The sequence below is a fragment of the Streptomyces sp. NPDC092296 genome (genome assembly GCF_044755465.1).
In the GTDB taxonomy this organism is placed as follows: domain Bacteria; phylum Actinomycetota; class Actinomycetes; order Streptomycetales; family Streptomycetaceae; genus Peterkaempfera.
Genome location: NZ_JBIVRB010000004.1, coordinates 3,518 through 27,846 on the forward strand (window position 1 = coordinate 3,518; position 24,329 = coordinate 27,846).

Below are 24,329 nucleotides of genomic sequence, written 5' to 3' on the forward strand. Positions count from 1 at the left end.
CGGCGGTGGTGAATGCCTGCCACGCGGCGCGGTCGAAGACGAGTGCGGGGCCGTCGGGGTCCTTGCTGTCGCGGACCGGGATGCCTGCGGGGTAGCCGCTCGCGACCTCGACGCAGTCGCCGTTGTCGTCGCTGTAGCTGCTCTTGCGCCACGCCGCGTTGGGCAGGCTGCTGGCACTGCTGATCACGTGTTCGCCGTCCTCAGGCGGTGGGGAACTCGCCGTTGGCGGCGGCGGTGGTGAATGCCTGCCACGCGGCGCGGTCGAAGACGAGTGCGGGGCCGTCGGGGTCCTTGCTGTCGCGGACCGGGATGCCTGCGGGGTAGCCGTCCGCGACCTCGACGCAGTCGCCGTTGTCGTTGCTGTAGCTGCTCTTGCGCCACGCCGGGTTAGGCAGGCTGCTAGCACTGATGATCATGTGTCCATGCCCTTCATAGCGGCGGCGATCAGGTCAATCGACGCACTGGGTGACAAGGCGACAGCCTGAAGCAGATCATAGGCGCGCAGGGCTGCCTTGACATGCTCCGGGTCAGCCAGAAGTTGCCCCTGTAGGAATCCGTCCACTGAGACCACGCCCGGCCCCTCGTCCAACGTCAGGGCGGAGAACGGTCCGCCGACACCAGGGTGGCCGCCACCGCTGAACGGGATCACCTGAATCACCGTGCGCGGCGACTCCGCAGCCTGGATGACCCGTTCGAGCTGCGCCCGCATGACCCGGGGGCCGCCGAACGGACGGCATAGGACGTGCTCGTCCATCACGACCCACAGCTCCGGCGGCTTCGCCCGGTTCAGGATGCGCTGGCGCTCCAGCCGGGCGGCGACCTTCTCGTCCACCACGTCCCGGTCCAGCCGCCGGGCGTCGAGCACCGCCCTTGCGTACTCCTCCGTCTGGAGGAGCCCCGGGACGACCTGTACCTGAAACGACCGGATTGCGGCAGCCGCCTCCTCCAGGTCGATGAACGGCCGGAACCACGCCGGATAGGCGTACTTGATCACCAGCGGCCAGAGCCGCTGGAAGTGGTCACCCGTCCCGAACAGTTCGTCCGCGAGCACCGACAGCTCCCGACTGGGCAGCCGCTTCGTCGCCTCGATCTTGTTGAGGAGGGATGGGGTGATGTGCGCCTTGGCAGCCAACGCCCGCTGGGACAGGTTCACCCGCTCACGGTGTCTCCGCAGATCGCTGGCGTAGAAAGCCAGGATCGACGACGACGGGTCAAGGTCATCGGCGTATGCCACACGTGCCCCCTTGCTTGCCGGTAGGCGGGACCGACGTCCCGCCCGGGAATCCTAGTGCCAAAGAGCGACAGTTGAGGCACAGAGAGTAATCCCGGTGCGGGACTCCCGGGGCGGCCCGTACCGACGGGGCGGCGGTGGCTACTGCTCGCCGCTGCGGCGGCAGAGGCAGAAGGGGTGGCCGGAGGGGTCGAGCAGGACGGTCCAGGTGTCGCCGGGCTGGAAGGCGGGGCGGGTGGCGCCCAGTGCCAGGCAGCGTTCGGCCGCCTTGTCGATGTCGTCCACGTACAGGTCGAGGTGGTACTGCTTGGTGCCGTCCGGGTTGGGCCACTGCGGCGGCCGGTAGCCCTCCACCCGCCCGAAGCCCAGCGGCGCGCCGCCCGCCCCGTCGACCATGGCGTAATACTCCTCGCTGTGGGACACCTCGCGGCCCAGTACCTCGCTCCAGAACCTGGCGAGCGCCTGCGGGTCGTCGCAGTCGATGGTCACCATGGCGAGGTCGGCGAATCCGGACATCACTGATCACGGCCTTTCGGGGAGTGCTTCGCGTGCCCGATCAGCTTCGCGGCCGTACCTGACATCTTCTGTCAGGTATGTGCTGCTGCCTCGGTGCCCCAGGGCGGGCGTCGGTGCGACAGTGTTGCTGTGTCCGCACCGGAGGGTTGCTGTGTCCGCACCGGAGGGGAAGCGCGAGATGACCGAGTTCCACCCGGCGACCGAGCCGTATGACCAGGGGATGCTGGACACCGGCGACGGCAACCTCGTCCACTGGGAGGTGTGCGGCAACCCGGACGGCAAGCCCGCGCTGGTGGTCCACGGCGGCCCGGGGTCGGGCAGCCCGGCGGTCGCCCGCAAGTCGGTCTTCGACCCTGATCGCTACCGGGTGATCTCGTTCGATCAGCGCGGCTGCGGGCGCAGCACACCGCACGCCAGTGACCCGGCGGCCGACATGAGCCGCAACACCACCGAGCACCTGCTGCGCGACATGGAGCAACTGCGCGAGCTGCTGGGCGTCGAACGCTGGCTGCTGTACGGCGGCTCCTGGGGGTCCACGCTGATCCTGGCGTACGCCGAGCGCCACCCGGAACGGGTCTCCGAGATCGTCATCCCCGGCGTCACCACGACCCGGCGCTCCGAGATCGACTGGCTGTACCGGGGCGTGGGGCGGTTCTTCCCGGCGGAGTGGGCGGCGTTCCGGGCCGGGCTCCCCGAGGCCGACCGGGACGGCGACCTGGTCGCGGCCTACGCCCGGCTGATGGAGCACCCCGATCCCGGGGTGCGGGCCAAGGCGGCGGCCGACTGGTGCACCTGGGAGGACGCGGTGGTCTCCCTGGAGCCCAACGGCAGCCCCAACCCGTATGGCGGCCGCCCCTCGGACGCCCGGCTGGCCCTGGTCCGGATCTGCGCGCACTACTTCTCGCGCGGCGCCTGGCTGGAGGAGGGCGCCCTGCTGCGCGACGCCGGGCGGCTGGCCGGCATCCCCGGCGTACTGATCCACGGCCGCCTGGACCTGAGCTGCCCGCTCGACACCGCCTGGGAGCTCGCCCGCGCCTGGCCCGACGCCGAACTGCACGTCATCGCGGACTCCGGCCAGAAGGGCAGCACCACCATGGGCGCCCGGATCATGGCAGCCCTCGACGCCTTCGCCGCCCGCTGACCGCTCCCACTCCTGCGCCACCTATCCGCCGGGGGCCGGAAGCACCTGGGCGTGGGGTCGGTCACGTTGGGGGTGGGTGGGGGGTTATCAACTTTCATTAGCGAGAGTAATGACCTAGACTAAGGACATGCCCGAGATGTCCGAGGACGACCTGGCCGCCGTAAGCATGCTGCGGTCGTCCGTGATGCGCCTCTCCCGCCGCCTGCGGCACCAGCGGGTCGAGGAGTCGCTCAGCCCCACCGAGATGTCGGTGCTGGGGACCCTCGCCCGGTGCGGCAGTGCGACCCCCGGCGAGCTGGCGCGCAAGGAGCATGTCCAGCCGCCGTCGATGACCAGGATCATCGCGATGCTCGAGGAGAAGGGCCTGGTGCAGCGGCAGCCGCACCCGGACGACCGCCGCCAGGTGGTGGTGAGCAGCACCGAGCAGGCCGAGGCGATCCTCGGCGAGAGCCGGCGCCGCCGCAACGCCTGGCTGGCCGAGCTGGCATCAGGGCTGACCGAGGAGGAGTGGGCCGCAGTACGCAACGCGGCCCCGGTGCTGGAGAAGCTGGCGCACCTGTGACCCGCAGGGCGGGCGCGCCACCCTCCCGGCACCGGGACGAGGAGGGGACGAGGACGTGAGGACGACGACCGCAACCGGCACCGCCCAGAAGGAGCGCCGCACCACGAGGGACACCATCGAAAGCACCAGCCGCGTGACCGTCGTCGCGCCACGAGGGGAGAGCACTGTGACACCGCCGGCCGCCGCCAAGGCCGCCCCGACGGAGCCCGCCGAGACCGTCCTGGCGGCCGCCGTGGAAGCGGACCGGGGCGCCGCCCCCGCAGCCGCCCCGGCCGGGACCGCCGGCACCGGCGACGACGACCCCGAGATACGCACCGCGGCGGCCCCCGCCGCACCCGACTCGGCCGCCGGGGGGATGTTCTCCTCGCTGCGGGTCCGCAACTACCGCTACTTCTTCCTCGGCCAGGTCGTCTCCAACACCGGCACCTGGATGCAGCGCGTCGCCCAGGACTGGCTGGTCCTCAGCCTCACCGGCAGCCCCTTCGCCGTCGGCATCACCACCGCGATGCAGTTCCTGCCCATGCTGCTGTTCGGCCTCTTCGGCGGCGTGCTCGCGGACCGCTACCCCAAGCGGCGGCTGCTGATGATGACCCAGGGCGTGATGGGCCTGCTCGCCGCCGGGCTGGCGGTGCTCACCCTGGCCGGGGTGGTCACGGTCTACCACGTGTACGTCTTCGCGTTCCTGCTCGGCCTGGTCACCGTGGTCGACAACCCGACCCGGCAGACCTTCGTCACCGAGATGGTCGGCCCGCACGCGCTGCGCAACGCGGTCAGCCTGAACGCCGCCAACTTCCAGACCGCCCGGCTGATCGGCCCGGCCGTGGCCGGTCTGCTGATCGCCGCCGTCGGCAGCGGCTGGGCCTTCGGGCTCAACGCGCTCTCCTTCGCCGCGGTGATCGGCGGCCTGCTCGCCATGCGGACCAGCGAACTGCACCCCACCCCGGTCCGGCCGCGCGAGAAGGGCCAGCTGCGGGAGGGCCTGCACTACGTCCGGGAGCGACCCGAGCTGATCTGGCCGATTGTGCTGGTCGGCTTCATCGGCACCTTCGGCTTCAACTTCCCGACGCTGCTCTCCGGCTTCGCGTACGACGTCTTCCATGTCGGCGCCGGACAGTACGGCCTGCTCAGCAGCGCGATGGCGGTCGGTTCGCTGGCCGGTGCGCTGCTGGCCGCCCGCCGTCGCAGCTCCCGGCTGCGGATGCTGGTCGGGGCGGCGCTGGGCTTCGGCCTGCTGGAGTCGGTCACCGCCTTCGCGCCCGGCTTCTGGCTGTTCGCGGCGCTGCTGACCCTGGTCGGCATGGTCGGCCTGACCTTCAACACCACGGCCAACGCCAGTGTGCAGCTGGCCACCGACCCGGTGATGCGCGGCCGGGTGATGGGCCTGTTCATGCTGGTCTTCGCCGGTGGTACGCCGATCGGCAGCCCGATCGTCGGCTGGGTCACCGAGCAGTACGGGCCCCGGGTGGGCCTGCTGGCCTGCGGCCTGGTCTCGGCGGCGGCCGCCGGCGTGGTCGCGGCGGTGCTGGCCCGCTCCACCGGGCTGCGGGTCCGGGTCGACCTGCGGCCGGGGCGCGGCCATCGGCTGATCTCGGTGGTGCCGCGCCGCTCCGCCAACCGCGAGGAGCTGGCCGCCGCCTGCTGACCCCGCCGCCCGCCGACCCCTGCGGCACCCACCGCCGCCGGACCCCGCACGGTCCGGCGGCGGTGGCGTACCCGGCAGGTGACACATCAGAGGGTGAGCCGCTGCTCCAGGATCTGGCCCGGCCACGGCCCGCCGCCGTTCGGCTGGTCGACGGTGAAGGCGTCGGTGGCGGTGAAGCCCAGCGCCTCGTACCGGCCCACCAGCCGGCGGTCGTCCCCGCCGAAGCAGTCCACCCGCAGCAGCGAGATGCCCCGGCGCCGCGTCTCGGCCCGCGCGTCCTCGATCAGCGCGGCGCCGATGCCGCTCCCGGACCGGCTGCGGTCGGTCACCAGCAGCCGGACGTACAGCTCCCGTTCGGCCACCGGGGTCGCGTACGACGGCGGCTCCTCGGCCAGCACGCAGACGCCGACCGGCTGCCCGTCCGCCGACTCCGCGACCCGGACCAGGTAGTCGGTGGTGTAGCGCCCGATCCGCTCCACGGCGGCGGGCCGGGTGGACCACGGCTCGGTGCCCCACTGCCCGGTACGGCCCCGGGAGACCAGCCAGGCCACAGCGCCGTCCAGCAGTGCGAGGAGGGCGGGCGCGTCGTCGGGCCCGCCGGTTCGTATCTTCATGGAACCGTTCCTACCGGTTGCGGGCCCGGCCGCGCCAGGCCCGCAGGCCGGGCCGGGCCGCTCCACCGGGAAGGATGGGACGGTATGAGACTCTTCGTCGCCGTGGAGCCGCCACCGGACGCCCGCGCGGAGCTGGCCGCCGCCCTGCGCCCGCTGCACGCGCTGCCGCAGGCCGGACGGCTGCGCTGGACCGCCCCCGAGCACTGGCACCTCACCCTGGCCTTCCTCGGCGAGGTGGACGAGGCGGCGCTGCCCGAGCTGACCCGGCGCCTCGCCCGCGCCGCGCACCGCCACCCGGCGCACCGGCTGCGGCTGGCGGGCGGCGGCCGGTTCGGGGACCGCACGCTCTGGGCCGGGGTGGGCGGGGAGACCCTGGCGCTGCGCAGGCTGGCCGAGTCGGTGCAGGCGGCGGCGCGGCGCACCGGCCTGGCGGTGGACGAGCGGCGTCCGTACCGGGCGCACCTCACGCTGGCCCGCAGCGCCGGCGGCGGCCGGGGGCCGGACCTGCGCGGCGCGGCGGCGGTGCTGGCGGAGTTCCGGGGGCGGGAGTGGCAGGCCGCCGAGATCCGGTTGGTCCGCAGCGTGCTGGGCGCCGGGCCGCCGTGGCACAGCACCCTCGACGCCTGGCCGCTGGCCCGGTCCGGCCCGGCGGACGGCCCGCCCGCACCGCCGGAGTAGTCTCGGGGCGTGGACCCCAAGACCCGTACCCGTGTCGTGACCGGCGCCCTGCTGCTGCTTCTGCTGGCCGTGGTGGTGGGGGCGCTGGTGCGCTGAGCCGGGTCCCGGGGCATACAACGGATAGCGAACGGCGGGGTCGGCGAGGGGGAGCGGGATGCGGGCTGCGGCGCTGACGGCGGCCGTACTGGTGCTGGGAGCGGCGACGGCCGGACCGGCCGGGGCGGCGCAGGGCGGCAGGGTGCTCAGCACCCTCCGGGACGACCGGATCACCGAGTCCAGCGGGCTCGCGGCGAGCGCCCAGCACCCCGGAGTGGTCTGGACGCACAACGACAGCGGTGACACCGGCCGGGTCTTCGCCGTGGACGAGAAGACCGGCCGCACCCTCGCCACCGTCACCCTGGCCGGCATCGACCCGCGCGACACCGAGGCGATCTCGCTCGGCCGCGACGAGCAGGGCCGCCCCGCCCTCTACCTCGCGGACATCGGTGACAACCTGGGCGGCACCTGGCCCGAGGTCTGGCTCTACCGCTTCACCGAGCCGACCGGGAAGCTGCACGACACCACCGTCCAGGTCACCCGCTACACCGTGCGGTACGCCGACGGCCCGCGCAACGCCGAGGCGCTGATGGTGCACCCCGGCACCGGCCGGGTCTACATCGCCAGCAAGGAGAAGAGCGGCGGCGGCCTGTACGCCGGGCCCCAGCGGCTCTCGCCGTCCGGTGTCAACGTCTTCCACCGGATCGCGGACGCCCCCGCCACTGTCACCGATGGGGCGTTCTCCCCGGACGGCACCCGGCTGGTGCTGCGCGGCTACTTCTCGGCCACCGCCTACCGGTGGGCGTCCGGCGCGCCCAAGCCGATCGGCCCGCTGACCGTGCCGCTCCAGCTCCAGGGCGAGTCGGTGACCTTCACCCCGGACGGCAGGTCGCTGCTGTACGGCAGCGAGGGCAAGGGGTCCGCGATCTGGCGCGAGCCGCTGACCGGCGACGAGCTGCCCGACTCGGCGCGGACCGCCAAGCCCACCGCCACCCCCGGCCGCACCCCCGGCCGCACCCCCGCCGCCAAGCCGTCACCGACCGCCTCGTCGAGCGCGGCGGCCGGCGACGGCTCCCCCGGCGGGCTGTCCGGCCGGTCGGTGCTGCTGCTGGTGCTGGTCGGCGCCGTGGTGCTGGGCGGCAGCCGGCTGCGCCGCAAGCGCGGCTGAGCCGGGCGGGCCCGCCTCAGCCGGTGATCTGGAGCAGCCGGTTCGGGCTGCCGCTGCCGATCCCGGTCAGCCGCCCGGTCGCCGCCGCCGCGGTGAGGGCCTGGCCCACCTGCGCCGGGGTGGCGCCGGGGTGCCCGGCCAGGTAGACCGCCGCCGCGCCCGCGACATGCGGTGCGGCCATCGACGTCCCGGAGATGGTGCTGGTGGCGGTGTCGCCGGTCCGCCAGTCCGAGGTGATGTCCGAGCCGGGCGCGAAGAGGTCCAGCGCTGGGCCGAAGTTGGAGTACTCGGCCCGCTCGTCGGTACGGGTGGAGGCGCCCACGGTGAGCGCTTCCGCCACCCGGCCGGGGGAGCTGCCGGAGGCGTCGGCGCCGTCGTTGCCCGCCGCGACCGTGTAGGTGATCCCGGCGGCGATGGAGTTGCGCACGGCGGCGTCGATGTCGGGGTCGGCTTCGCCGCCGATGCTCATATTGGCGACGGCCGGCCTCCTGGCGTGCGCGGTCACCCAGTCGATGCCGGCGATGACGTCCGAGGCGGCGCCGGACCCGGAGTCCCCGAGCACCCGTACGGCGACCACCGACGCCTTCTTGGCGACGCCGTGCGCGGCGCCCGCGATGGTCCCGGCGACATGGGTGCCATGGCCGTTGCCGTCCTGGGCGGTGTCGTCGCCGTCCACGAAGTCATGGCCGTAGGAGGCCCGGCCGCCGAAGTCCTGGTGGGTGATCCGGACGCCGGTGTCGATCACATACGCGGTGACGCCCGCGCCGGCGCTGTCCGGGTAGTGGTAGGCGCCGTCGAGCGGTAGGGCCGGCTGGTCGATCCGGTCCAGGCCCCAGGACGGCGGGTCGGTCTGGGTGGCGTCGATCCGTACGGTGACGTCCTGCCGTACCGAGCTGACCTCCGGGTCGGCCGCCAGCCGCTTGGCCTGGGCGTCCCCGAGCCGCAGCGAGAAGCCGTTGAGGGCGGCGCCGTAGACATGGGTCACCGTGCCGCCGTACCGGCCGGCCAGGCTGCGGCTCGCCTGGTCGGCGGCCCGAGCACCCGAGGCGGCGTCAGCGTGCAGCGCTCCCTTGAGGGTGACGATCCAACTGCCCGCTACCAGCCCGTGCGCCCGGGACCCCGGACCGGGCCGCTCGGCGGTGGCGGTGGCGGGCAGGGCTGCGGCGGCGGCCAGCAGGGAGGCGGCCAGCAGGCCGCCGGGGAGGAAGCGCTTCACTGCCATCGCGAGGTCTCTCCGTCTCGGTACCCCGGCGCGGTGGGCGGTCCGCGCCGCTGGGGAGAAACGTCGCCCGCGACCGCCCGGATGTCGTGCGGCCGCGCCGGAAAGCCACCGGTCGGCCCAGCGATCGGACACGGACGGCCGATGCCGCCGCCGGAGACGCCGGATGCCGCCGGAGACGCGATGCCGGCGCCGGGAACGCGGCGAGGCCGCGACCGGCGGGTGCCGGTCGCGGCCTCGGGGCGTACTGCGGGGGTACGGAGGGTCAGAGCTGCTCGACCACGTAGTCGATGCAGGCCGTCAGCGCCTCGACGTCGGACGGCTCCACCGCCGGGAACATGGCCACCCGCAGCTGGTTGCGGCCCAGCTTGCGGTACGGCTCGGTGTCCACGATGCCGTTGGCGCGCAGCACCTTGGCGATGGCGGCGGCGTCGATGCCCTCCGCGAAGTCGATGGTGCCGATCACCTGGGAGCGCTGCGCCGGGTCGGTGACGAACGGCGTGGCGTACGAGGACTTCTCGGCCCAGGTGTAGAGCCGCGAGGAGGAGTCCGCCGTACGGGAGACCGCCCAGTCCAGACCGCCCTGACCGCCCAGCCAATCCAGCTGGTCGGCCAGCAGGAAGAGGGTGGCCAGCGCCGGGGTGTTGTACGTCTGGTCCTTCGACGAGTTGTCGATCGCGGTCGGCAGGTCGAAGAAGGTCGGGATGTACCGGCCGGAGCCGGCGATCTCGGCGGCGCGCTCCAGGGCGGCCGGGGAGAAGACGCCGATCCACAGGCCGCCGTCGGAGGCGAAGTTCTTCTGCGGGGCGAAGTAGTAGACGTCGCTCTGGGTGATGTCCACCGGCAGGCCGCCGGCCCCGGAGGTGGCGTCCACCAGCACCAGCGAGCCCGCGTCGGCGCCCTCGACCCGGCGGATCGGCATGGCGACGCCGGTGGAGGTCTCGTTGTGGGTGAGCGCGTAGACGTCCACCCCCGCCTCGGCGACCGGCAGCGGGTGGGTGCCCGGGTCGGACTTGACGACACTCGGGTCGGCCAGCCACGGCGCGGCCTTGGTGGCCGCGGCGAACTTGGACGAGAACTCACCGAAGTGCAGGTGCTGGGACTTCTCCCGGACCAGGCCGAAGGCGGCGATGTCCCAGAAGGCGGTGGAACCGCCGTTGCCCAGCACGACCTGGTACCCCTCGGGGAGGGAGAACAGGCTGCTGACGCCGTCGCGCACCCGCCGCACCAGGTTCTTGACCGGGGCCTGGCGGTGGGAGGTGCCGAGAAGCGAGGTACCGGTGGCGGCGAGGGCACTCAGTGCCTCGGGGCGCACCTTGGACGGGCCGGCGCCGAAGCGGCCGTCGGCGGGCTTGATATCAGCGGGGATCTGGATCTGAGCCACGCGCGCAGCCTATCGGTTGCCGTCGCGCCCGCGCTGCTTCCGTCCAGCGGCTGAGACGTCGCGTCGGACGGGCGGGCCCGGCCCCCTGGGGAGGGGGCCGGGCCGGTGCCGGGTCACCCGGCGGGGGCGGTGCGGGTCAGCGGGCGGTCTCGCTGTAGCCCTCGACCTCGCGGGGGTCGCGCGGGCCGGGGCCGACATAGCGCGCGGAGGGGCGCACCAGGCGGCCGGTGCGCTTCTGCTCCAGGATGTGCGCCGACCAGCCGGCGGTACGGGCGCAGGTGAACATCGAGGTGAACATGTGCGCGGGCACCTCGGCGAAGTCCAGCATGATCGCCGCCCAGAACTCCACATTGGTGGCGAGCACCCGGTCCGGGCGGCGGTTGTGCAGCTCGTCCAGCGCGGCCTTCTCCAGCGCCTCCGCGACCTCGTAGCGCGGCGCGTCCAGCTCCTTGGCCGTACGGCGCAGCACCCGGGCGCGCGGGTCCTCGGCGCGGTAGACCCGGTGGCCGAAGCCCATCAGACGCTCGCCCTTGTCCAGCGCCTTCTTCACATAGCCGACCGCGTCGCCGGTGCGCTCGATCTCCTCGATCATGCCGAGCACCCGGGAGGGCGCGCCGCCGTGCAGCGGGCCCGACATGGCGCCCACCGCGCCGGACAGCGCGGCGGCGACGTCGGCGCCGGTGGAGGCGATGACGCGGGCGGTGAAGGTGGAGGCGTTCATGCCGTGCTCGGCGGCGGAGGTCCAGTAGGCGTCGACGGCCTTGACGTGCTTGGGGTCGGGCTCGCCGCGCCAGCGGATCATGAACCGCTCGACCACGGTCTCGGCCTTGTCGATCTCGCTCTGCGGGACCATCGGCAGCCCCTGGCCGCGCGCCGACTGGGCGACGTACGACAGGGCCATCACCGCGGCGCGGGCCAGGTTGTCGCGGGCCTGCTCGGCGTCGATGTCCAGCAGCGGTTTGAGGCCCCACACCGGGGCGAGCATGGCGAGCGCCGACTGCACGTCGACCCGGATGTCACCGGAGTGCACCGGGATCGGGAACGGCTCGGCGGGCGGCAGCCCGGGGTTGAACTTGCCGTCCACCAGCAGGCCCCAGACGTGCCCGAACGAGACGTTGCCGACCAGGTCCTCGATGTCGACTCCCCGGTACCGCAGGGAGCCGCCCTCCTTGTCGGGCTCGGCGATCTCGGTCTCGAACGCGACGACACCTTCGAGTCCGGGTACGAAGTCGGACATCAGGCGGCTCCTCATGATGTGGTCGACCTGCTGGCTTTGGTACGCCTGGGGTCTGGCTGGGGGTGGCAGGGCTCTGCCGTGCGGGGCACTGCTGTACGGGGTGATGCGCAGCGTACGCCTGCATGGCACGCAGTGCCAGATTGACAGGCACCGGGTGCAGACCGCCAGGCCGCACCCCCGGACGGACCGCCGCGCGGCGGCGCTGTCACCCGCCCGGGGCACCCGGTGGGCCGGTCGGCGGCGATGGCGCCGACGTGCGGATACGGGCGCGGGCGCGCGAGCCCGGCGGCGGGGAGTGCGGGCGGGTGGTGCACGCCCGGCGTGAGCCAGACCACAGTCGGCGGCCAGGAGGCCGGCCGCGCCGCCGCCACCCCGTACTGGATGATATGGACGTGCATCTCCCGGAACGCGCCCGCTCCGCGCCCCTCCGCCACCCCGCCTCCGAACCGCCCGCCACCCCGCCCGCCCCCGGCGGCGCGGCGGCCGGACCCGGGCCCGACCCCGCCTCGATGCGCCGCCAGTACAGCGCCGCCGGGCTCGCCGAACACGAACTGGCGCACGACCCGATGACGCAGTTCGGCCGCTGGTTCGCCGAGGCGGAGGCGGCCGGCGTCCACGAGCCCAACGCGATGGTGCTCTCCACCGCCGACGCGGCCGGCCGGCCCAGCTCGCGCACCGTGCTGCTCAAGGGCTACGACGGGCGCGGCTTCGTCTTCTACACCAACTACGGCTCCCGCAAGGGCACCGAGCTGGCGGCCAACCCGTACGCCTCGCTGCTGTTCCCCTGGCACCCGGTGGCCCGCCAGGTGATCGTCACCGGCAGTGTGGAGCGGGTCGGCCGCGATGAGACCGCCGCCTACTTCCGCACCCGGCCGCACGGCTCCCGGCTGGGCGCCTGGGCCAGCGAGCAGTCCCGGGTGGTCGCCTCCCGCCGGCTGCTGGAGCAGCGCTACGCCGAGCTGGCCGACCGCTACCCGGAGGGCGAGGGGGTGCCCGTGCCGCCGTTCTGGGGCGGCTTCCGGGTGCACCCGGAAGCCGTGGAGTTCTGGCAGGGCCGGCAGAACCGCCTGCACGACCGGCTGCGCTACCGCGCCGACCCCACCGCCCCCACCGGCTGGGCGATCGAGCGGCTCTGCCCGTAGCGTCCGCTCCGGCCGCCACCGGTCGGCCGTCCGCCGTCGTCGTCCGGCCGCCGCCCGGCCCCGGACAGCAGACAACCCGCAGGCTGTTCCCAGCCGGAGGCCCCTGGGGGACCGCCGACTCGGCACCGGGGGACGATCCCGGTGGGCCTGCGGGTCGGGTGTCTGCTGTGGATTAGCCCGCCGCCGACTCGGCAGCCGGGCCGGCGGCTAGGAAGCAGCCACCTCACGCGTCCTGGGAGTACTCAACTCAGGATCACCTCCTTTCCGGTGTGCCGCCACGATAGGCACGCCCCGGCCGTGGCGGCAACGGTTTTTTCGGGTGGTCCGAGCGCCCGGCGCCGCCGGAGTGCGGCCACCCGGACGGGTCGATTCGGCGGCCGGTTTTGTGGAAAGAGGTGTACAGCTGTCTTCCCGCAGGTTGAATGAACGTGCACGTGGGGGAGGTGGGCACCATGACCGCACAGCGACCGACGGCACCAGTACCGGCGGAGCCCGGCTCGCGGCTCCGCAAGGCGGGCGTCGCACCGCCGCCTCCCGACCACGGGCTGCTGCTCGCGCTGATGGAGTCGATGGAGGTCGGGCTCTGCGCCCTGGCCGCCGACGGCGCCGTCACCCACTGGAACCGCGAGGCCGAGCGGCTGCTCGGCTGGTCCGCCGCCGAGGCCGTCGGCCGGCCCGGCCTGGCCGGCTGGGCGGTGCGCGAGGCGGACGCCGACGCGGTCACCGGCCTGCTGCGCGGCGCCGCCGCCGAGGGGCGCCGCCGGGTGCAGGAGTTCGCGCTGCTCACCCGGGACGGCCGCCGGGTGCTGGTCCGGGCCCAGGCCGGGGCGGTGGCCGGCGCCGGCGCCGGGGACGGGCTGTACTTCGCCTTCTCCGAGGCCCGCGCCCAGGTGGACCTGGAGCGGGCGCTCGGCCTGTCCGAGGCGCTGTTCCAGGAGGCGCCGCTCGGCGTGCTGCTGGTCGACGCCGACCTGCGGCCGGCCGCCGCCGGCGCCTCCGCCGCGCGCACCCTGCGGGTCGAGCGCGGCGCCCTGCTGGGGCACCCGCTGGGCGAGGTGCTGCGGGAGGGCCTGGAGGAGCTGGAGTCGGCGCTCCAGCAGGTGCTGACCACCGGCGAGCCGCTGGGTGGGGTGAAGCTCTGGGTGACCCTGAGCGGCGAGGAGGAGCCGCGCCGCCGCTGCCTGCGCAGCGAGTTCGTCCGGCTGGGCTCGCCGCTCGGGGAGGAGCCGGTGCCGCTCGGGGTGGCCTGGCTGTTCGAGGACGTGACCCGGCACGAGCGGGCCGAGCAGGAGGGCACCGTGCTGCGCTTCCGCGCCACCCAGCTGCGGCGCGCCGGGCTCGCCGCCGCCGAGTGCGAGGACCCGATGGAGGGCGCGGTCGGCTATCTGGACTTCGTCCTGGCGGGCTTCGCGGACCACGCCTATCTCGACCTGGCCGCCGACGGCGACCGGGGCGGCCTGCTGCGCGTGGCGGCCTCGCCGGCCGGCGGTCCGGTCGCGCCGCAGGACCCGGGCCCGGAGCCGTCCGGCATCCCCGTCCGCTACGGCGAGCTGCACCCGGCGCTGCGGGCGCTGGAGCGCGGCGGCGCGGTCTGCGTCACCGGCGGCGGCGACCCGGCGTGGGCGGTGGAGCGGCGCTGGCCGGCCGGCACGGTGCACGGGCTCTGCACGGTGCTGCGCAGCCGGGGCCGTACGGTCGGGGTGCTCACCTTCCTGCGCGGTCCGGGCCGCCGCCGCTTCGACCGCCCGGATCTGGCGTACGCGGAGGACATCGCCTCCCGGGTGGCCGCCGCGGTGGACCTGGCCGGGCGGGGGCCCCGGTAGCGGGGCCGCAGCGGGAGGTTCGGGCAGCGGGAGGTTCGGGCGGCGGGAGGTTCAGAAGGTGTAGAAGACCCGGTCGGCCTGCTCGGCGAGCAGCTGCGCGTTCCACTCCGTACCGCCGTCGATGTTGCCGGAGCGGAACAGCGGCGGGGTCACCCCCATCTCGGTGAGCCGGCCCACCGCCGTGGCGATCACGGCCTGCATCAGGGCCACCGTCACGATGGTGGAGACCGGGCCGAAGGTGGTCGGCGCGCCCTCGATCCGCAGCTCGCCGTCGCCCACGGCGATCTTGGTGTCCAGCACGATGTCGCAGTGGTCCTTGAGGTACGTCCCCGACGGGTGCCGGGAGGAGACCGCCGCCGGGTACGCCAGCGAGGTCAGCCCGACCACGGTCAGCCCGCGCTCCCTGGCGTGCGCGGCCAGCTCCACCGGCATCATGTTGCGGCCGGAGAGCGAGATCACGAAGAGCAGGTCGCCGCGCCGGGCCGGGCTGGCGTCCAGCGTCGCGGTGGCCAGGCCGGAGACCCGTTCCAGGGCGCTGCCCAGCGGCGCGGGCATCACGTCCACACCGGTGACCCCGGGGACGGAGAGCAGGTTCATCAGCACCAGGCCGCCGGCCCGGTAGACCACGTCCTGGGCGGGCAGCGAGGAGTGGCCGGCGCCGAAGGCGAAGACCCGGCCGCCGTCCGCCACCGTACGGGCCAGTACCTCGGCGGCGCGGTCCACCTGCGCCGCCTCCTCGTCGCGGGCCCGCCGCAGCAGGGAGAGGGCCGCGTCGAAGTACTGCCCTGCCAGGTCGCTCATGCTCTGCCTGCTCTCTCTCCGGTCGCCCGGCGGGAGTCGGAGTGGTCTGGACCGCAGCGGTCCCGGCGAGCACGGTGGGGCCTGGCGGAGTCCGCTGTCAACAGCGTGGCTCGGTTGTCGTAGCGATGCGACAGAATTGGACGAGGAATCCTAGGAACGGAGCCGACGGCCGTGAGTGGACTGATCGACACAACGGAGATGTACCTCCGGACCATCCTGGAACTGGAGGAGGAAGGCATCGTCCCCATGCGCGCGCGGATCGCGGAGCGCCTGGAGCAGAGCGGGCCCACGGTCAGCCAGACCGTCGCCCGGATGGAGCGGGACGGGCTGCTGCGGGTGGCCGGTGACCGGCACCTGGAGCTGACCGAGGAGGGTCGCCGGCTGGCGGTCCGGGTGATGCGCAAGCACCGGCTCGCCGAATGCCTGCTGGTCGATGTGATCGGCCTGGAGTGGGAGCAGGTGCACGCCGAGGCGTGTCGCTGGGAGCATGTGATGAGCGAGGCGGTGGAGCGCCGGGTGCTGGAGATGCTCGGCCACCCCACCGAGTCTCCGTACGGGAATCCCATTCCCGGTCTGGAGGAACTGGGCGATGCCCCGGCGGTGGGTGAGGGCTTCGACGCCGGGCTGCTGACCCTGGGCACGCTCGACCCGGGCACTGACGGGAAGAACGTGGTGATCCGCCGGATCGGTGAGCCGATCCAGACGGACGCGCAGCTGATGCAGACGCTGCGCCGGGCCGGGGTCCAGCCGGGCGCGGTGGTGCATGTCACCGAGGCGGCCGGCGGGGTGCTGGTCGGCAGCGGCGGTGAGGCCGCCGAGCTGAACAGCGAGATCGCCTCGCACGTCTTCGTCGCCAGGGCATGATCGGGCGCCGGCCACGGCACTGCCGCGGCCGGCGGCCGGTATGCACGGCGGAGGGCCCCAGCGCTCCCCGTGCGCCGAAGCCCTCCGCTGTCCAGCCGTCTCCCGGAACCCCGAGCGCACCGGGCGACGTCCCCCTCCCTCGATCCCCCGACCCTTTCCCTCCCCGGTTTCCCTCCCCGGTTTCCCCCGACCCTTTCCTCCCCCGAGGTCCTCGACCCGGCTTCCCCGTCCGGGCGGCACCTCCGCTTGCGGAGTTTCTCCTTTCCTGATCGGACCCTGTCGGGTCCGTCCCTTTCTGATCCCTCCCGACCGTTTTTCTCCCCCTGGCTGCCGCCGCCAACCCTGGCGCCCTGTCCCTCGTACGGGCGGGTTGTCCGGACCGAGGGCGGGTACATCCGGTTCTTATCCGCACCTTGCCCCCGGCGGGACGCCGGTCCATCACCCGTGACGGTGAGGAGGGGCGGGCGGGAGTGACGGCTGATGCGCAATCAGTCTGCTGCTCAGCGGTAGGTCATGGTGGCGCGTGGTGGGGCGCACGGATGCACCACCGGGGGCGCTGAGGGGTCGGCGCGTCCGCCGTGGGTACTCCAGGGGGTGGCGTACATCGCTACGCTGGACCACCCCTGGCCGCGCCGATGTCGGGAATGCGTGCGGAACGGTGACCCCGGGCCGGAGCGCGGGGCCGGGGCGGTCCGGCGGAGCCGGGAAGCAGAGGTCGCCCGCCGGGGTGCCGGTGGGCGCTGGGGAGGCGAAAGACCATGGCCGCCAGACCGCTGGTCGCACGACAGCCCAACGAACGGTTGCAGTCGCTGATCCAGGAGGCGGGCTGCTCCAACGCGGGCCTCGCCCGCCGGGTCAACCTCTGCGGGGCGGAGCACGGCTACGACCTCAGATACGACAAGACCTCCGTCGCCCGCTGGCTGCGCGGCCAGCAGCCCCGGGGCCAGGCGCCCACCGTGATCGCGGAGGCGCTGGGCCGCAAGCTCGGCCGGTCGGTGAGCGTCGACGAGATCGGCATGGCCGACGGCAAGAACCTCTCCAGCGGGATCGGCCTCCAGTTCGCGCCGACCCTGGCCGGCGCGGTGGAGCAGGCCTGCGAGCTGTGGCGCAGCGACGTGGGCCGGCGCGACTTCCTCACCGGCGCCTCGGTGGCCGCCTCGGCGCTGGTGGAGCCCAGCCGCGACTGGCTGATCACCCCGCCCGATCCGGCCGTCGCCCGCTCCTCGGGACCCCGGGTGGGCGCCGCCGACGTGGCCGCCGTCCGGGCCACCACCGCGATGCTGGTCGACCTGGACCACCGGTTCGGCAGCGGGCATGTCCGGCCGGTGGTGGTGCACTACCTCAACAGCGTCGCCGCCGGGCTGCTCGGCGGCTCGTACCGCGAGGAGACCGGGCGCCGGTTGTTCGCGGCGGTGGCCCGGCTGACCGAGCTGGCCGGGTACATGGCCGTGGACACCGGGCAGCCGGGGCTGGCCCAGCGGTACTACATCCAGGCGCTGCGACTGGCCCAGGCGGCGGGGGACCGGGCGTACGGCGGGTATGTGCTCGCCTCCTCGATGAGCCATCTGGCGGCGTCGCTCGGCAACCCCCGGGAGATCGCCCAGCTGGCGCGGGCCGCGCAGGAGGGCGCGCGGGGCGCCGCCACGCCCACCGCGATGGCCATGTTCCACGCCGCCGAGGCGCGCGGGCACGCCCTGATGGGCGACGACCGGGCCTGTCGGCTGGTGGCGGCCCGTGCGGTGGACGCCATGGAGCACAGCCGGCCGGAGGAGGACCCGGACTGGATCGCCCACTTCGACGACGCCTACCTCGCCGACGAGTTGGCCCACTGCCACCGCGACCTGGAGCAGGGCCGGCCGGCCGAGCGCCAGGCGCGCGCGGCGCTGGAGCGGCACCCGGAGACCCGGGTGCGCCGGCGCGCGGTGGATCTGGTGCTGCTGGCCACCGCCCAGCTCCAGCAGCGCGACCTTGAGCAGGCGTGCGACACCGGCGCGCGGGCGGTGGGGATGCTGTCCGGGCTGCGCTCCCACCGGGGTGAGGAGTACCTGGACGACTTCCGGCGGCGGCTGGAGCCGTACCGGGAGCAGCGGGCGGTACGGGAGTTCCACCAGCGGGCCGAGGAGACGGAGGCGGCGGCGGCCTGACGGACGGGCCGTCAGGTGCCGGTGGTCATGGGCGCGTAGTCACCCGTTGCGGTGAACGGGTAGCGTGGGGCGACGTTCCGAAGAGGTGGACCGTGGGGGGCCGGGCCGCCTGCTGCCGCCCGGCACCGCGCACAGTTGAGGAATCGCGTTGAACCAGCGCCGCCCGAACTCCCGTGAACTGAACCCGGATGACCTCTTCCGGCCCGAGCCCGCCCAGCCCGGCTACCCGCAGGAGGGTGGCGGCTACGGCTACCCGGGTCCGCAGGGGCAGCCGGAGTACCTGGCCCCCGGGCCCGGCGGCTGGGGCGCGCCGGACCAGGGGGCCGGTCAGGACGCGGCGGCCACGCAGTACCTGCCGCCGTACCCGGCGGGCGACCCGGCGGCGGGTGGGCATGACGCCGCTCCGGCGACGCAGTACCTGCCGCCGTACCCGGCCGGTGACCCGGCGGCGGGTGGGCATGACGCGGCCCCGGCGACGCAGTACCTGCCGCCGTACCCGGCCGGCGACCCCGGTTTCCCCGGGCAGCCGCCGCAGCCCGGGTACGGCGGCGGGCCCGCGCCCGCACCCACGCCGTACGGGGGTGGCGGCGGGCAGGGCGGCGGGTACCTCCAGCAGCAGATGCGGGAGGAGCGCGCGCCCCGGCGGTCGTCCGGCGGCCGCAGACCCTCCGGCAAGGTGATCGCCGGAGTCGTGGTCGGCGCCTGCGCGCTGGTCGGCATCCTCGGCGGCGCGCTGCTCAGCGGCGGCAGCGGCGGCGACGACGTCAAGAACACGGCCGCCTCCGCCCAGGCCGACACCAGCGCCGCCGCCTCGCAGTCGGCTGCCCCCGCCGCCCCGGCCCCCTCCACCGCCGCGTCCAAGGCAACCACCGTGGACCCGGCCCTCAAGGCGCAGGCCCAGGCGCTGTACGGGCTGCTCGGCTCGGCCAGCAGCAGCCGCGATTCGGTCGTCGCGGCGGTGGGTGCGATCGGCAGCTGCCAGAACGTGGGCGACGCCCGGCAGAAGCTCCTGGCGGCGGCGGGCCAGCGGCGGCAGCTGGTGGCCAACTTGGCCGGGCTCCAGGTCGACAAGTTGCCGGGCGGCGACCGCCTCGCCGCCCAGCTCCGCGCGGCCTGGCAGGCGTCGGCCAGCGCCGACGAGGAGTACGCGGCCTGGGCGCGGGACTCCAACCGCTCCTGCCGGCGGCACCACGGCCCGGCGAGCGGCGGCCACCGCGCCAAGGGCGACGTCTCCAGCGGGGTCGCCACCGCTGCCAAGAAGCAGGCGTCGGCGCTCTGGAACCCCATCGCCAAGCAGACCGGCCTCCCGGCCCGCTCCTTCACCCAGCTCTGACCCGGGCACCCGGCTCTGACCCGGCCCGCCGGGCGGCGCGGCCGTCCGGCGGTTCCGGCGTCTTCGGCGGTGGGTCGGTGTGCGGTGTGGTGGTCCGGCTCGGCGGGGGTGTCCGGTCGGGTCGGCTCGTGCGGTGGCGCGGGCTGCTGCGGGCGGGGGTGGGCGGGTCCGGCGGGCGGCCCGGCTCGGCGGCCCGGGGTGGCTGGGCCGGGGCGGCCGGGGTGCGGCATGCTGGGCGGCATGTCGGAGCCGCCGTACCCCAATGACCCTGCCACCGCTGACCCCGAGCCCAAGCCCGAGCCGGAGTCCGGGCCCGGACCGCTGGCGGGCTGGACCGTGGCCGTCACCGCCGACCGGCGGCGGGAGGACCTGGTCGGCCTGCTGCGGCGCCGTGGGGCCCGGGTGGTGGAGGCACCGGCGATGTCCACCCTGCCGCTGGAGGACGACGAGGAGCTGCGGGCCGCCGTGGCCGCCTGCGTCGCCGCCGCGCCAGACTATGTGGCCGTCACCACCGGCGTCGGCTTCCGGGGCTGGCTGGGGGCCGCCCGCTCCTGGGGCACCGGTGACGAGCTGACCGCCGCGCTCGCCCGGTCCGCCGTGGCCTGCCGGGGGCCCAAGGCCACCGGCGCGGTGCGCGGCTTCGGGCTGCGCGAGGCGTACGCGTCACCGGGCGAGTCCAATGACGAACTGCTCGGCTGGCTGCTCGACCAAGAGCTGGCGGGCCGCCGGGTCGCGGTGCAGGAGCACGGGGCGCCGATGCCGGAGTTCTGCGCCGCGCTGCGCGCCGCCGGGGCCGAGGTGCTGCCGGTGCCCGTCTACCGCTGGGGGCCGCCCGCCGACCCGGGGCCGCTGCGGGAGCTGGTGGCGGCGGCGGTGGCGGGTGAGGTGCAGGTGGTGACCTTCACCAGTCAGCCCGCCGTGCAGGGGCTGTTCGACCAGGCGCGGCAGCTCGGCCGGTACGAGGAGCTGGTGGCGGCGCTGCGCGACGGACGGGTGCTCGCCGCCGCGATCGGGGAGGTGTGCGCCCGGCCGCTGGACGCCGCCGGGGTGCCGTCGGTCCACCCCGAGCGGGGTCGGCTGGGCTCGCTGGTACGGCTGCTGGAGCAGGAGTTGCCCCGGCGCGGTTGAGTCGGCGCAGAGGGGCGCGCGGGGGGCGTGCGGCCCATCAGGGCGCCGGTATGTCAGCCTCGCGAAGAACGTACTATCGGATTCTTATGTCGGTCTCCTCGAACTCTTTCCGCGCACGGTCCCGCTCCAGCACGATGGGCGGCATGCCGCTCAACGACTTGCCGTGGTGGCGCTGGCGGGCCCGGGTCCGCTCCGCGCTGCACATGCTCTCCGACCCGGCCTTCCAGCAGGACTGCTGGGTGAACGGCCGGGAGGGCTTCGGGGACGTGACCGACGCCGTCTACCGCCTGGTCGAGGACACCTGGCTGGACCAGTGGTCCGCCGAGAAGTACGTGGGCACCATCTTCCGCGACTCCGGCGAGGCCGCCCTGGTCGACGTGGCCGTGCTGCGGGTGCTGCGCATCCTGCACCAGGTCGGCGCCGACGCCCCCGCCACCGCGTACCTGGGACACCACGGCTGGCCGGAGGCGGTCCGGGCCGCCCGCGAGGCCCATCTGCGGCTGGCCGGGAACGACGGCGAGGACCCGGACGCCCCGCCGCGCTCGCTCGACGTACTGGCGATCCTCACCCGCACCGCCTGACACCCGCACCGCCTGACACCCGCCACCTCCTGACACCCGCCACCTCCTGACACCCGCCACCTCCTGACACCCGCCACCGCCTGACGCAGATCCCCGTTCCGCAGTGCGGGCAACGCCGGACGGGCGGGCCGGTCTGTGCCAGGCTTGACCCCCAGGGCCCGCGAGGCCGCTACCGGTGTTGGGAGAGGACGGCGACGACCGTGGCAGAGCAGAACGAAGCAGCGGACGGCCAGACCGGTCGGTCGCGCCAGTACGTCCTCACCCTGTCCTGCCCGGACAAGCAGGGCATCGTGCACGCCGTGTCCAGCTACCTCTTCATGACCGGCTGCAACATCGTCGACAGCCAGCAGTTCGGGGACCAGGACACCGGCCTGTTCTTCATGCGGGTGCACTTCTCGGCCCAGGACCCGGTCACCGCCGACAAGCTGCGGGCCAGCTTCGCCGCCGTCGGCGCCTCCTTCCACATGGACTGGCGCATCCACCCGTCCGACGAGAAGATGCGCGTGCTGCTGATGGTCAGCCGGTTCGGGCACTGCCTCAACGACCTGCTGTTCCGTACCAGCATCGGTGCGCTGCCGGTGGAGATCGCCGCCGTGGTCTCCAACCACACCGACTTCGAGGGCCTGGCGCAGTCCTACAACGTGCCCTTCCACCTCATCCCGGTCACCCGCGACACCAAGGCGGACGCCGAGGCGCGGCTGCTCCAGCTGGTGGAGAAGGAGAGCGTCGACCTGGTGGTGCTGGCCCGCTACATGCAGGTGCTCTCCGACGACCTGTGCCGGGCACTGCCGGGGCGGATCATCAACATCCACCACTCCTTCCTGCCGAGCTTCAAGGGCGCCAAGCCCTACCACCAGGCGCACGCCCGGGGCGTGAAGCTGATCGGCGCCACCGCGCACTACGTCACCGCCGCGCTGGACGAGGGGCCGATCATCGAGCAGGAGGTCGAGCGGGTCACCCATGACGTCACCGCCGACCAGCTGGTCGCCGTCGGCCGCGACGTGGAGTGCCAGGCGCTGGCCCGCGCGGTGAAGTGGCACAGCGAGCACCGGGTGCTGCTCAACGGCACCCGTACGGTGGTCTTCGCCTGAGCCCCGCCCGGCGGCCCCGGGGTCAGGGCCGGGAGAGCAGCGGCAGGGCGCGCAGCACCTCGCGGACGGCGGCCGGGTCGCCGTCCTGGCCGACCGGCAGCCGGTCCGGGTCCCGGTGGGCGGCGGCCAGGTAGCAGAACTCCAGCCCGTCGATGACCACCGAGGCCACCGGCGCGGCGCCCGGCGGCGGGGCCGTCGCCGCGTCCAACGGGATCAGCCACTCCCCGGCCGCCGGGCCCTCGATCACCAGCCGCAGCGCCCGGCCGGTGTCGGTACCGGCATCGGTGTCGGCGGTGCCGGTGGCGGCGCGCAGGCCGCCGATCGCGGCGGGCAGCATCCGGGCCGCCAGGTCGACCATCAGCCGCAGGTGCTGCGGCGCGGGCGGCCCGTACGGGTAGTCCACCGCGCGGGCCACGTCGTCGCCGTGAATCCAGCACTCGAAGGCGCGGTCCACGAAGGCATCGCGGGCCGGCAGCCGGAACGCGCCGTAGTCCACCTCGACCGCGCCGCCGTCCGGCCCGGCCAGCGAGGCGGTGCGCACCAGCTCCCGGCTCTGGTCGCGCCAGAGTGCGCGGACCACCTCCGGCGCCGACCGGCGGTGTACGCCGATCAGCCGCTCGGTGCGGTCGGCCACGGCGGTCCACGGGGCCGGCCCGGCGGCCGGGGCCTGCCCGCCGGGCACCGGATCGGCCAGCCCGTACGCCCGGCCGACGAAACCGTCCACCGCCGCCAGATGGCACAGCACCTCGGCCGGCTGCCACCGCTGCGCGCCGCCGTGCCAGGGCAGCTCGGCCTGCTCCAGCCACTCACCGGCGCCCAGGTCGCGCAGCAGCGCGTCCAGCCTGGCGGTCTCGGCCGAGTACGGCGCGACCCAGCGCGGCACCCGGATGCGCGGCGCGCGCCGGGCCAGGCAGCTCTCCAGCACCTGGCCGCGCAGCTCCGGCGCCGGGTCCAGCGGCTCGTCGGCGGAGAGCCGGCCCGCCGCGTCGCGCAGCCGGGCGGCCTCCACCGCGCACGGCCCGCACCCGGGCAGATGCCGCTCCAGCAGCGCGGCCTCCTCCGGCGGGCAGGCGTCCAGCGCCCAGGCGCCGAGCAGCCCGCGCAGCGCCTCGTGCTCGACGGCCGGCAGTGCGGCGGCCGGGGCGGGCGCGGTCACCGGCCGCCCTCCATGGCCAGCGCGGTGGCCAGCAGTTGCAGCCCGAGCCGCATCCGGTGCTTGGCGGTGGCCTCGCTGACGCCCAGCTCCCGGGCGGCCTGCGGGTAGCTGCGGCCGCCGAAGTAGGTGAGGGTGAGCGTTTCGCGCAGCGGGTGCGGCAGCGAGGTGAGCACGTACTGGACGCGGGCGGCGGTGGCGGCGGCGAGCACCCGCGCCTCCACGCCGTACGGCTCCGGTGCGGTGTCGGCCGTACAGGGGTCGGCAGCGTCGGTGGCGTCGGGGTCGGTGGCGTCGGGGTCGGTGGCGTCGGGATCGGCGGTCACGGCGGGGTCGGCCGCCGTACGGTCCCCGACCGGCGGCAGGCCGCTGTGGCGGCGCAGCCGGTCGACGGCCCGGCGGTGGGTGAGGGTGCCGATCCAGGAGCGCAGCGAACCCTGGGCGGGGTCGAACTCCTCGGGGTGCTCCCAGATGTGGCCGAAGACCTCGCGGGTGATCTGCTCGGCGTCCTCCTGGCTGTCGAGCACCCGGTTGGCCAGGCCGTGCACCAGCGGGGCGAACTGGTCGTACAGCTCGCCGAGGGCCGCCTCCTCACCGAGGGCGAGGCGTTCCCGGATGCGGTGGTCCCACCGGACGGGGACGGCAGTCGCCATGCACACCCCCCCTTCCCTGGGAGCACCGTCGGTTCCGGACCGGTCTCCCCTGGCGGTCCCGACGTACTGTCCTGACGCTTCGTCCGCCCAGGGGGAGGGGCTCGCGCGGCGCTCGGACCACCCAAGGTAGCCGAGCCGCAAGCCGGATTGCTCGGGATTGCGCGAAGAGCGCGAGTCTGCTTGTGACC

24 protein-coding genes are annotated in these 24,329 nt (G+C 74.5%); 13 read left to right on the top strand and 11 right to left on the bottom strand.

The window, feature by feature from the left end; translation table 11 throughout:
* From ACIQGZ_RS13065 to ACIQGZ_RS13080, 4 genes are all read right to left on the bottom strand, one after another.
* The coding region (locus ACIQGZ_RS13065) for a DUF397 domain-containing protein (protein ID WP_402601491.1) at nt 1–187 on the bottom strand (187 nt) is incomplete at its 3' end.
* A gap of 13 nt (nt 188–200) precedes the next feature.
* Entirely contained in the window at nt 201–416 is a 216-nt protein-coding gene (locus ACIQGZ_RS13070; RefSeq protein WP_402601493.1) for a DUF397 domain-containing protein, read from the bottom strand.
* Nucleotides 413–1,234 carry a Scr1 family TA system antitoxin-like transcriptional regulator gene (locus ACIQGZ_RS13075; RefSeq protein WP_402601494.1) on the bottom strand — a complete coding sequence of 274 codons (822 nt, stop codon included), beginning with the start codon at nt 1,232–1,234 and terminating at the stop codon, nt 413–415. The genes ACIQGZ_RS13070 and ACIQGZ_RS13075 overlap by 4 nt, the downstream gene beginning before the upstream one ends.
* Nucleotides 1,235–1,372: 138 nt before the next feature.
* On the bottom strand, nt 1,373–1,747 hold the full coding sequence (locus tag ACIQGZ_RS13080; RefSeq protein WP_402601496.1) for a VOC family protein: 375 nt from the start codon (nt 1,745–1,747) through the stop codon (nt 1,373–1,375).
* Nucleotides 1,748–1,925: 178 nt separating this feature from the next.
* On the opposite strand from ACIQGZ_RS13080, the gene pip reads away from it, so the two are divergent.
* The 3 genes from pip to ACIQGZ_RS13095 all read left to right on the top strand — a co-directional run bounded on the left by pip (nt 1,926) and on the right by ACIQGZ_RS13095 (nt 5,092).
* Nucleotides 1,926–2,888 (top strand): prolyl aminopeptidase, encoded by a 963-nt coding sequence (gene pip, locus ACIQGZ_RS13085; RefSeq protein ID WP_402601498.1) that lies wholly within the window; start codon nt 1,926–1,928, stop codon nt 2,886–2,888.
* Between the two features lie 127 nt (nt 2,889–3,015).
* Nucleotides 3,016–3,450 carry a MarR family winged helix-turn-helix transcriptional regulator gene (locus tag ACIQGZ_RS13090; RefSeq protein WP_402601500.1) on the top strand — a complete coding sequence of 145 codons (435 nt, stop codon included), beginning with the start codon at nt 3,016–3,018 and terminating at the stop codon, nt 3,448–3,450.
* Between the two features lie 232 nt (nt 3,451–3,682).
* Nucleotides 3,683–5,092: an MFS transporter gene (locus ACIQGZ_RS13095; protein WP_402601957.1), complete on the top strand. Its 1,410-nt coding sequence runs from the start codon at nt 3,683–3,685 to the stop codon at nt 5,090–5,092.
* Between the two features lie 86 nt (nt 5,093–5,178).
* On the opposite strand, the gene ACIQGZ_RS13100 is transcribed toward ACIQGZ_RS13095, so the two are convergent.
* Complete coding sequence (locus ACIQGZ_RS13100) at nt 5,179–5,706, bottom strand: GNAT family N-acetyltransferase (protein ID WP_402601502.1); 528 nt, start codon at nt 5,704–5,706, stop codon at nt 5,179–5,181.
* Nucleotides 5,707–5,790: 84 nt separating this feature from the next.
* Here ACIQGZ_RS13100 and thpR point away from each other — a divergent pair, with 84 nt between their 5' ends.
* Entirely contained in the window at nt 5,791–6,384 is a 594-nt protein-coding gene (gene thpR / locus ACIQGZ_RS13105) for an RNA 2',3'-cyclic phosphodiesterase (RefSeq protein WP_402601503.1), read from the top strand.
* A 154-nt stretch (nt 6,385–6,538) separates the two neighbouring features.
* Nucleotides 6,539–7,588, top strand: a complete 1,050-nt coding sequence (locus tag ACIQGZ_RS13110) for a hypothetical protein (protein ID WP_402601504.1) — start codon at nt 6,539–6,541, stop codon at nt 7,586–7,588.
* Between the two features lie 16 nt (nt 7,589–7,604).
* Here the strand turns inward: ACIQGZ_RS13110 and ACIQGZ_RS13115 are convergent, their stop codons facing one another.
* The 3 genes from ACIQGZ_RS13115 to ACIQGZ_RS13125 form a co-directional block, all read right to left on the bottom strand.
* Nucleotides 7,605–8,810: a S8 family peptidase gene (locus ACIQGZ_RS13115; protein WP_402601505.1), complete on the bottom strand. Its 1,206-nt coding sequence runs from the start codon at nt 8,808–8,810 to the stop codon at nt 7,605–7,607.
* A gap of 262 nt (nt 8,811–9,072) precedes the next feature.
* Nucleotides 9,073–10,191 (bottom strand): phosphoserine transaminase, encoded by a 1,119-nt coding sequence (gene serC / locus ACIQGZ_RS13120; protein WP_402601507.1) that lies wholly within the window; start codon nt 10,189–10,191, stop codon nt 9,073–9,075.
* A 136-nt stretch (nt 10,192–10,327) separates the two neighbouring features.
* Nucleotides 10,328–11,428: a citrate synthase 2 gene (locus ACIQGZ_RS13125; RefSeq protein WP_402601509.1), complete on the bottom strand. Its 1,101-nt coding sequence runs from the start codon at nt 11,426–11,428 to the stop codon at nt 10,328–10,330.
* Between the two features lie 509 nt (nt 11,429–11,937).
* Here ACIQGZ_RS13125 and pdxH point away from each other — a divergent pair.
* Both pdxH and ACIQGZ_RS13135 read left to right on the top strand, forming a co-directional pair.
* The gene (pdxH, locus tag ACIQGZ_RS13130) at nt 11,938–12,570 is read left to right on the top strand and encodes a pyridoxamine 5'-phosphate oxidase (RefSeq protein WP_402601959.1); all 633 of its coding nucleotides are present in this window, start codon (nt 11,938–11,940) and stop codon (nt 12,568–12,570) included.
* A 452-nt stretch (nt 12,571–13,022) separates the two neighbouring features.
* On the top strand, nt 13,023–14,393 hold the full coding sequence (locus ACIQGZ_RS13135) for a PAS domain-containing protein (RefSeq protein WP_402601511.1): 1,371 nt from the start codon (nt 13,023–13,025) through the stop codon (nt 14,391–14,393).
* 51 nt (nt 14,394–14,444) lie between these two features.
* Here ACIQGZ_RS13135 and ACIQGZ_RS13140 read toward each other — a convergent pair whose 3' ends face one another.
* Nucleotides 14,445–15,194: a sugar isomerase domain-containing protein gene (locus ACIQGZ_RS13140; RefSeq protein ID WP_402601513.1), complete on the bottom strand. Its 750-nt coding sequence runs from the start codon at nt 15,192–15,194 to the stop codon at nt 14,445–14,447.
* Between the two features lie 171 nt (nt 15,195–15,365).
* On the opposite strand from ACIQGZ_RS13140, the gene ACIQGZ_RS13145 reads away from it, so the two are divergent.
* The 6 genes from ACIQGZ_RS13145 (at nt 15,366) to purU (ending at nt 22,335) form a co-directional block, all read left to right on the top strand.
* Complete coding sequence (locus ACIQGZ_RS13145) at nt 15,366–16,058, top strand: metal-dependent transcriptional regulator (protein WP_402601514.1); 693 nt, start codon at nt 15,366–15,368, stop codon at nt 16,056–16,058.
* A 758-nt stretch (nt 16,059–16,816) separates the two neighbouring features.
* Nucleotides 16,817–18,202, top strand: a complete 1,386-nt coding sequence (locus ACIQGZ_RS13150; RefSeq protein WP_402601515.1) for a transcriptional regulator — start codon at nt 16,817–16,819, stop codon at nt 18,200–18,202.
* Nucleotides 18,203–18,350: 148 nt separating this feature from the next.
* Nucleotides 18,351–19,535: a hypothetical protein gene (locus tag ACIQGZ_RS13155; protein ID WP_402601516.1), complete on the top strand. Its 1,185-nt coding sequence runs from the start codon at nt 18,351–18,353 to the stop codon at nt 19,533–19,535.
* A 240-nt stretch (nt 19,536–19,775) separates the two neighbouring features.
* Complete coding sequence (locus tag ACIQGZ_RS13160) at nt 19,776–20,663, top strand: uroporphyrinogen-III synthase (RefSeq protein ID WP_402601518.1); 888 nt, start codon at nt 19,776–19,778, stop codon at nt 20,661–20,663.
* A 134-nt stretch (nt 20,664–20,797) separates the two neighbouring features.
* Complete coding sequence (locus ACIQGZ_RS13165) at nt 20,798–21,244, top strand: hypothetical protein (RefSeq protein ID WP_402601961.1); 447 nt, start codon at nt 20,798–20,800, stop codon at nt 21,242–21,244.
* A 200-nt stretch (nt 21,245–21,444) separates the two neighbouring features.
* Complete coding sequence (gene purU, locus ACIQGZ_RS13170; RefSeq protein ID WP_402601520.1) at nt 21,445–22,335, top strand: formyltetrahydrofolate deformylase; 891 nt, start codon at nt 21,445–21,447, stop codon at nt 22,333–22,335.
* 22 nt (nt 22,336–22,357) lie between these two features.
* Here the strand turns inward: purU and ACIQGZ_RS13175 are convergent, their stop codons facing one another.
* Together ACIQGZ_RS13175 and ACIQGZ_RS13180 are read right to left on the bottom strand one after the other, a co-directional pair.
* On the bottom strand, nt 22,358–23,491 hold the full coding sequence (locus ACIQGZ_RS13175; protein ID WP_402601522.1) for a maleylpyruvate isomerase N-terminal domain-containing protein: 1,134 nt from the start codon (nt 23,489–23,491) through the stop codon (nt 22,358–22,360).
* Complete coding sequence (locus ACIQGZ_RS13180; protein ID WP_402601523.1) at nt 23,488–24,141, bottom strand: RNA polymerase sigma factor; 654 nt, start codon at nt 24,139–24,141, stop codon at nt 23,488–23,490. Before ACIQGZ_RS13180 ends, ACIQGZ_RS13175 begins: the two co-directional genes overlap by 4 nt.
* Nucleotides 24,142–24,329 lie beyond the last annotated feature (188 nt).